Annotated in this window: 6 protein-coding genes and 4 tRNA genes; all 10 read right to left on the bottom strand. The window is 35.7% G+C overall.

Annotated elements, in window-relative coordinates; all coding sequences use genetic code 11:
* On the bottom strand, positions 1 to 833 hold an 833-nt coding region (locus tag AC1DJR_RS12875; RefSeq protein ID WP_477002758.1), incomplete at its 3' end, for a two-component system regulatory protein YycI.
* Positions 814 to 2,151, bottom strand: coding sequence for a YycH family regulatory protein (locus AC1DJR_RS12870; RefSeq protein ID WP_289405073.1), 1,338 nt, complete (start codon positions 2,149 to 2,151; stop codon positions 814 to 816). The genes AC1DJR_RS12875 and AC1DJR_RS12870, both read right to left, overlap by 20 nt.
* Positions 2,148 to 3,983, bottom strand: a complete 1,836-nt coding sequence (walK, locus tag AC1DJR_RS12865) for a cell wall metabolism sensor histidine kinase WalK (RefSeq protein WP_002166370.1) — start codon at positions 3,981 to 3,983, stop codon at positions 2,148 to 2,150. The genes AC1DJR_RS12870 and walK overlap by 4 nt, the downstream gene beginning before the upstream one ends.
* Positions 3,984 to 3,986: 3 nt before the next feature.
* Positions 3,987 to 4,694, bottom strand: coding sequence for a cell wall metabolism DNA-binding response regulator WalR (walR, locus tag AC1DJR_RS12860; RefSeq protein WP_000971867.1), 708 nt, complete (start codon positions 4,692 to 4,694; stop codon positions 3,987 to 3,989).
* A gap of 282 nt (positions 4,695 to 4,976) precedes the next feature.
* A tRNA-Phe gene (locus tag AC1DJR_RS12855) sits at positions 4,977 to 5,049 on the bottom strand.
* Positions 5,050 to 5,090: 41 nt separating this feature from the next.
* Positions 5,091 to 5,166: transfer RNA gene (locus AC1DJR_RS12850), tRNA-Asp, on the bottom strand.
* A 22-nt stretch (positions 5,167 to 5,188) separates the two neighbouring features.
* Positions 5,189 to 5,260 (bottom strand) — tRNA-Glu (locus AC1DJR_RS12845).
* Positions 5,261 to 5,273: 13 nt separating this feature from the next.
* Positions 5,274 to 5,349 (bottom strand) — tRNA-Lys (locus AC1DJR_RS12840).
* A 154-nt stretch (positions 5,350 to 5,503) separates the two neighbouring features.
* Positions 5,504 to 6,793, bottom strand: a complete 1,290-nt coding sequence (locus AC1DJR_RS12835; RefSeq protein ID WP_002034994.1) for an adenylosuccinate synthase — start codon at positions 6,791 to 6,793, stop codon at positions 5,504 to 5,506.
* Positions 6,794 to 7,008: 215 nt separating this feature from the next.
* A partial coding sequence (locus AC1DJR_RS12830) for a DnaB-like helicase C-terminal domain-containing protein (RefSeq protein ID WP_477002757.1) occupies positions 7,009 to 7,217 on the bottom strand: 209 nt, incomplete at its 5' end.

Here is a 7,217-nt window from a genome sequence, read left to right as displayed (position 1 = left end):
AATGCATGCTCATTCTTTCTCACTCCATTATGTTCTTCCGGCACTTGAGTTTCCCCTAATTCCATAACTTGTCCTTCAATTGCATTCACAAAAAAATCCTTTTTTTGTTCTGTCTTTAAGTTCCATGTTGGAGCAAGCACTTGTATATTAGAAGAAGACTCCGCAAGAGTCGCATATCCAATCTGCGCCTCTTTTACGTGCGTATTTTCTGCAATTTTATTTTTCAAATATATATTTTCTAAAGCTGTTTGAGCAGTRATAATTTCTTGTTCTTTCGTYTTTTCRCTTTCGCCCATTTCCTTCAAATCCGTTAACATTGTTTGTGTATACGAAAYAAGCTCATTTTTTTCATTYAAATCTACAACAATCATYGCAYGATTATTGTAGAAGATTGGTTTATCTTTATACTTTTGAAAGAAGTAAATTTTTGAGTCCTTTATTGCTCCAAACTCATATTTTTGTCCATCCAGCACATAATTTTTCAAAAACTCATTATACTTATCTTTTGACAATGATTTTGTATTTAAAAAAGGCTCTTTTAATTTACCCTCTATTTGATATTCGTCTTGCACATGCGCTGTCTGATTTTTTAAAGATTGCACATCTTCTTCTTTGAAACCCTTATTTTTCGCCATTATAAATGACTCTTTTTTCGGTTCTTTAGGAAAATTTCCCATAGTAATTTTTTCAGCTTTTAATTGTTGATCGATTTTCGTTTCCGTCACAAGTTCTAATTGATTACTATCTTGCTTTTGAATGAACTGAAAGATAAGAAAGAGGTCTAAAACAAAAAAGGTCACAATAAATATGGTTTTAATTCGATCCCAATCCATTTAGTCCCCCCTCACTCCACTCATATATTTGTTGCTTACCATCTTCTTCACATTTTACATACCATATCGGCTGTAAGACAGCGATTCTCACATCACTGATGGACGGTTCCAATGACATTTTATAACCAATACCAACATCCTGAATTGATTTTTTATCAATTTCTGGATTATTCTCTAGTGATGTCATCACTGTACGACCTGATGCGAGAGAAGTTGTTTGTTGTTTACTAGGCAAAGTAATACTGAACTCAAAAAAGGGTCTTTCATACTGCATAATTTCACCTGAACCCCATACTTGTTTTAATTCCGCTATTCCATTTGCATTAAATACAGGCAAACCATCCTCATATAAACGGAATGAAGTTTTCCTCCCATTAATATAATCAAAACGATAGGACTTCAAGGATCCACTATGCCCACTTACAAAGTCAAAACTTTTTTGTAAAATTACCGCATTATCCATAGATTTATCACCATGTACAGCGGAATTTTTATATTTCAACATTGCATCCGACTTATCAATTTCCATAGAACGGATGCCATCTGTAAATGTTTCCTTTGTTTTCTCAGAAATAGGACTTAAATAACGTGGATCACTAAATAAAGCATTTTTAAATGGATCCACTTCTAGTTTAGCTGTAATATACTCTGCCTTACTTAATTCCGTAATCCCCTCTGGTAAAAAAAGTTTTTTTGTATCATTTATTTGATACTCAAAATATGGTCTTGCTACTGTTATAAGTTGATTTTGAGCATTTATAATATCCTTTATATAAGCACCACTCAATGTTGCTTGATATATTTTATGAGGAGTATCATAGGAAACAAAGCTAACTTTAATTTCTTGGTCCTTACTTCTAGAAGGATCAATTATAATACGATTAAAACTTCTGTTACTTTCTATGTTTTTATCTTTAATATTAAACATATTTTTAATCGTATCTAACGGGATATTTGTAGGAAAAACAAATTCAATTTTTTCTTCTCCGTGTACATAAGACAGAAAATCACCTTTAGGCACTGTCCACGTTATTTCCTCGAAATTATGTAATTCTCCGTTTTCAAGAATTTTATAGATCGAATCCACATTTTCCTTCTTTTCGCTTACATAATGATTTTTCTCTTTATGAATAACGACAGAGGATGGGCGAACAACCTCCGAAATCTTTATCGTATTTATCTCTTCGTTACCTTGAACGAACTTTGTATTTTGCATAGAAGTAGAATCAGGAACATATGTCCACAAGTTAAAAGTAAGAAATAGACTAATGACAACCAAATTAATTAGAACTATCGTTTTAAAGTTTTCCATACTCATTCCCAATCGTCCTCTTCATCTGTCGCCATTGGCAATGTGAAATAAATAGTTGTCCCTTTTCCTTCCTCACTTTTCGCCCAAACCGAGCCGCCATGTGCCTCAATCATTTCTTTCGCAATAGCTAACCCAAGACCTGTACCACCCATTTGTCTCGAACGCGCTTTATCTACACGATAAAAACGTTCAAATATTTTATCTACATTTTCTTTCGGAATTCCCATTCCTTGATCACTCACACTAATCTCTAATAACTCCCCGCGGTCACGTAGGCGATATGTTACTGTACCACCTTCTGGCGAATATTTTAGTGCATTGGAAATAATGTTATATAAAACTTGTGTAATTTTGTCTGTATCCATATCAATAAATCGAGATTTTTTAGAGAAAGATCGTTTGAAGCTTACATTTTGCTCTTTAGACATTTCAAAACGATCGATAACGTTATTAAAGAAATCCGTAAAGTCGACCCATTCCTTCATTAAGCGATGTTCTGTACTATCTAGTTTAGATAGTTGTAACAATGCATTTACAAGCCTGATCATTCTTTCCGTTTCCTCTTGTGTAACCGTTAAAAATTGCGGTGCAATATTGGGATCTTGCCATGCTCCATCAGTAAGTGCTTCTAAGTAACTGCGCATCGTTGTTAACGGCGTTCTTAACTCATGAGATACGTTCGCAACAAACTCACGGCGCTCTTGTTCTATCCGCTCCTGCTCTGTTACATCATATAATACAGCAATTAAACCATTTGCCTTCCCTGTTTCTTTTTGAATAACAGAGAAACTAGCACGTAAAATATATGGTTCATTTCTCGTACTAAAATCTAATAAAACTGAATCAGGCTCTTCATATAAATGATCCAGTGTAAATTCTTCTTGTATTCCTAGCACTTCTAACACTGATTGATCTAGCGCCGTTTCACGCGAAACATTTAACATCTTTTCCGCAGGATCATTTAATAAAATGATATCCCCTTTTCGATCAGTAGCAATTACTCCATCTGTCATATGTGATAAAACGGATGATAATTTTCGTCTTTCACTTTCTGTGGAGGAACGAGCTTGTTGTAATTTTTTAGATAAATTGTTAAAAGATAATGCTAATTGTCCAATCTCATCGTGACTATGCACCTTTACTTTTCGCGAATAATTTCCTTTCGCCATTTCAATTGCTTGTCTTCGCATATCTGAAATTGGTCTCGTAATTGTTTGAGCCAATAAAATTCCAAGTACAGCTGTTACTAATAAAGCAATTACTGTCCCCGTTGCGAAAATTTGGTTGATGTCCTTCATTTGTTTATACACATCTTCCATAGATGCAACGATATGAATGACACCAAGTACCTCTCCGCCTGGCTCTTTTAGAATAGGGGTAATCATAACTTGAACTCGATGACCTGTATTTCCATCTTTCTCAATCTTTGACTCCGGTTTCTTTTGTACCATTACCCGTTGTACAGCTGTATCTGCTGACGTTCTTCCTACCTTATTTTGCTTAGACCCGTCTGAAATTGCCATTAATTTTTTAGTAGAATCAATTACACTTACTTCTTGAATATCTTTCTTACGATCTGATGCGAATTTTTGAATCGAATCATTAATAGCTTTATCTACTGATTCTGTTTTAGGACGTTCTTTTACAAACTCTTGCTTCAGGTTATAAGAAAGTAGATTTGTTTGCTGCGTTAAGGAATCTTGAAAGCCTTTTACAAGGCTTTTTTCTAATTCCCTGACGAAATATACACCAATTACTTGCATTGCTATTAATATTAACAGCATATATATGAGCACAAATTTTAAATGAATAGATTGAAAAAAACCAACTTTCTTCATATACTATTCCTGTTCTGGGTCACGCAAGTAATACCCTACCCCACGTCTAGTTACAATTAAAGTAGGATGACTTGGATTATCTTCAATTTTTTCGCGTAAACGACGTACTGTTACGTCTACTGTACGTACATCTCCAAAATAATCATAACCCCAAACTGTTTGTAATAAATGTTCACGAGTCATAACTTGACCTAAATGCTTCGCTAAATAATGTAGTAATTCAAATTCACGATGTGTAAGCTCAATGCTTTCTTCACGCTTTGTTACACTATAAGCGTTCGAATTRATAACGATTGGTCCAATAACCATTTCGGTATTTTCTTCTTTCTCTGCAGCACCACCCTGCTGATGGCGACGTAAATTCGCTTTCACACGAGCAAGTAACTCCCTCGTACTAAATGGCTTCGTTACATAATCATCTGCCCCAAGCTCAAGCCCTAATACTTTATCAATTTCAGAGTCTTTTGCTGTAAGCATAATAATTGGCATTTCTGAGCTTTTACGTATTTCACGACATACCTCTAAACCGTCTTTTCCCGGTAACATAATATCTAATAAAACCATATCTGGCTGTTCTTCATTTGCTTTTTCAATCGCCTCATCACCATCATGCGCCATTACAATTTCAAAACCTTCTTTTTCTAGGTTGAACTTCAAAATATCCGCAATTGGCTTTTCATCATCAACTACTAAAATTTTCTTTCCCATCATCGTCTATTTCCTCCTTATAAAAATATGATCAATAATCCTCAAACATATTGGTGTTTATATAGTATGTTCCTATATGACAACAATCTTAGTCTAAGTATTTCTCCTCTATTCTCATAGACTCATGTATCATCCACTTTTACACGGAATCCTATACGATCTATAGAAAAACCTCTAGCTTCAACTGCTAGAGGCTCCTCATTCTATTGTAAAATAACTACCCACATTTGTAAAACTGGACAAAATAAAAAGGATATTAAGTGGGCCCACTTAATATCCTGAGAGTGGCTCGGGACGGAATCGAACCGCCGACACGAGGATTTTCAGTCCTCTGCTCTACCGACTGAGCTACCGAGCCAAAACTATATATAAAACCACTAATGGTGGTATAAACAAAAGTGGCGGTCCCGACCGGGGTCGAACCGGCGATCTCCTGCGTGACAGGCAGGCATGTTAACCACTACACCACGGGACCAAAAATGAACATAAAAAAAACATGACCCGTACGGGATTCGAACCCGTGTTACCGCCGTGAAAGGGCGGTGTCTTAACCACTTGACCAACGGGCCACGAAAAATAAAATGGTGAGCCATGAAGGATTCGAACCTTCGACCCTCTGATTAAAAGTCAGATGCTCTACCAACTGAGCTAATGGCTCATACTCACCAACGTCATATTTTCGTGACGACAAGACATATCATAACATGCTATCTTTCATTTTTGCAATACCTTTTTTTATTTTTTTATAAAAAATAAGAAAAAACTCATGAAAATATGAGTTTTTTCTTAAAAAAATCAATTTTTTATATCAATTAAGCTTCGTATACGTTACGAACGATATTTGTTTGATTACGATCTGGTCCAACCGAGAACATAGATAATTGGATTCCTGTTAATTCAGAAACACGCTCTACGTATTTTCTTGCATTTTCAGGAAGCTCATCCAATGATTTCACAGCAGTAACATCTTCTGTCCAACCTGGAAGCTCTTCATATACAGGCTCACATTTCGCTAAAATGTTTAAGTTAGCTGGAACTTCATCGATAACTTCGCCATTGCATTTGTAAGCAACACAAATTTTAACAGTTGGAATACCTGTTAATACATCGATAGAGTTTAATGATAAATCTGTTAAACCACTAACACGACGTGCATGTCTTACAACAACGCTATCGAACCAACCTACACGGCGTGGACGACCCGTTGTTGTTCCGTATTCACGACCAACTTCACGAATTTGGTGACCGATTTCATCATTAAGTTCAGTAGGGAATGGACCATCACCAACACGGCTTGTATATGCTTTACATACACCTACAACGCGAGTAACTTTCGCAGGACCAACTCCAGTTCCAACTGTTACACCACCAGCAATTGGGTTAGAAGATGTAACGAACGGGTACGTACCGTGGTCGATATCAAGCATAACACCTTGTGCACCTTCAAATAATACACGATTATTGTTATCTAGTGCATCATTTAATACGACAGATGTATCGCATACGTAATGTGCGATTTGTTGTCCRTATTCGAAGTACTCTTCAAAGATTTCTTCTACGCTGAAACCTTCTGTATCGTACATTTTTTCAAACAAACGATTTTTCTCCACTAAATTACGYTCAAGCTTCTCTTTAAATGCTTCACGGTCTAAAAGATCAGCCATACGGATACCAATACGAGCAGCTTTATCCATATATGCAGGACCGATACCTTTTTTCGTTGTACCAATCTTGTTATCACCTTTACTCGCTTCTTCTAATTCATCTTGTTTTAAGTGATAAGGTAAAATAACGTGCGCACGGTTACTTACACGTAAATTATCAGTACTTACACCACGATCGTGTAAGTATTTCAACTCCTCAAGTAATGCTTTCGGATCTACTACTAAGCCATTTCCGATTACACAAATTTTCTCTTTATAGAAAATACCAGATGGAATTAAGTGTAATTTATATTTAACTCCGCCGAAAACAATTGTATGTCCCGCGTTATTTCCACCTTGATATCTTGCAACTACTTCCGCATGCTCAGAAAGAAAATCAGTGATTTTACCTTTTCCTTCGTCGCCCCATTGTGTTCCTACAACTACTACTGAAGACATTATTAAAGCACCTCCGCAATTTTCAAACGATCTATTCAAACAATATAATTGTACCAAAACAGAAAGAGAAGTCAACCAAAAAGCGAACATTTTTTTATCGAAAAACGTTTTCGTTCGTAAGAATTACATATTCACCTTATGAAAGCCCTATCTTTTATATAAAAAAAAAGAAACACATCTTATTATAAGAAATGTGTTTCTTTTTTATACTGCCTTTATGCRTGCGGTGCATGTCCATCCTCAAAGCGGCGTTCTAAGTTGACGAATTTATTAAATTCCTTAACAAACGCAAGCTCTACTGAACCTACCGGACCATTACGTTGTTTTGCAATGATAATTTCAATTGTATTTTTATTTTCTGTTTCACGGTCATAATAATCTTCACGATATAGGAAGGCTACAATGTCAGCATCCTGCTCGATAC

This window comes from Bacillus sp. 05T31, from assembly GCF_056396725.1.
This window is presented reverse-complemented; position numbering and strand designations above follow the sequence as displayed.

Bases quoted from the DNA above. Each gene is read 5' to 3' on its own strand.
- AC1DJR_RS12870 (WP_289405073.1), bottom strand. From the start codon at position 2,151: ATGAGTATGGAAAACTTTAAAACGATAGTTCTAATTAATTTGGTTGTC.
- walK (WP_002166370.1), bottom strand. From the start codon at position 3,983: ATGAAGAAAGTTGGTTTTTTTCAATCTATTCATTTAAAATTTGTGCTC.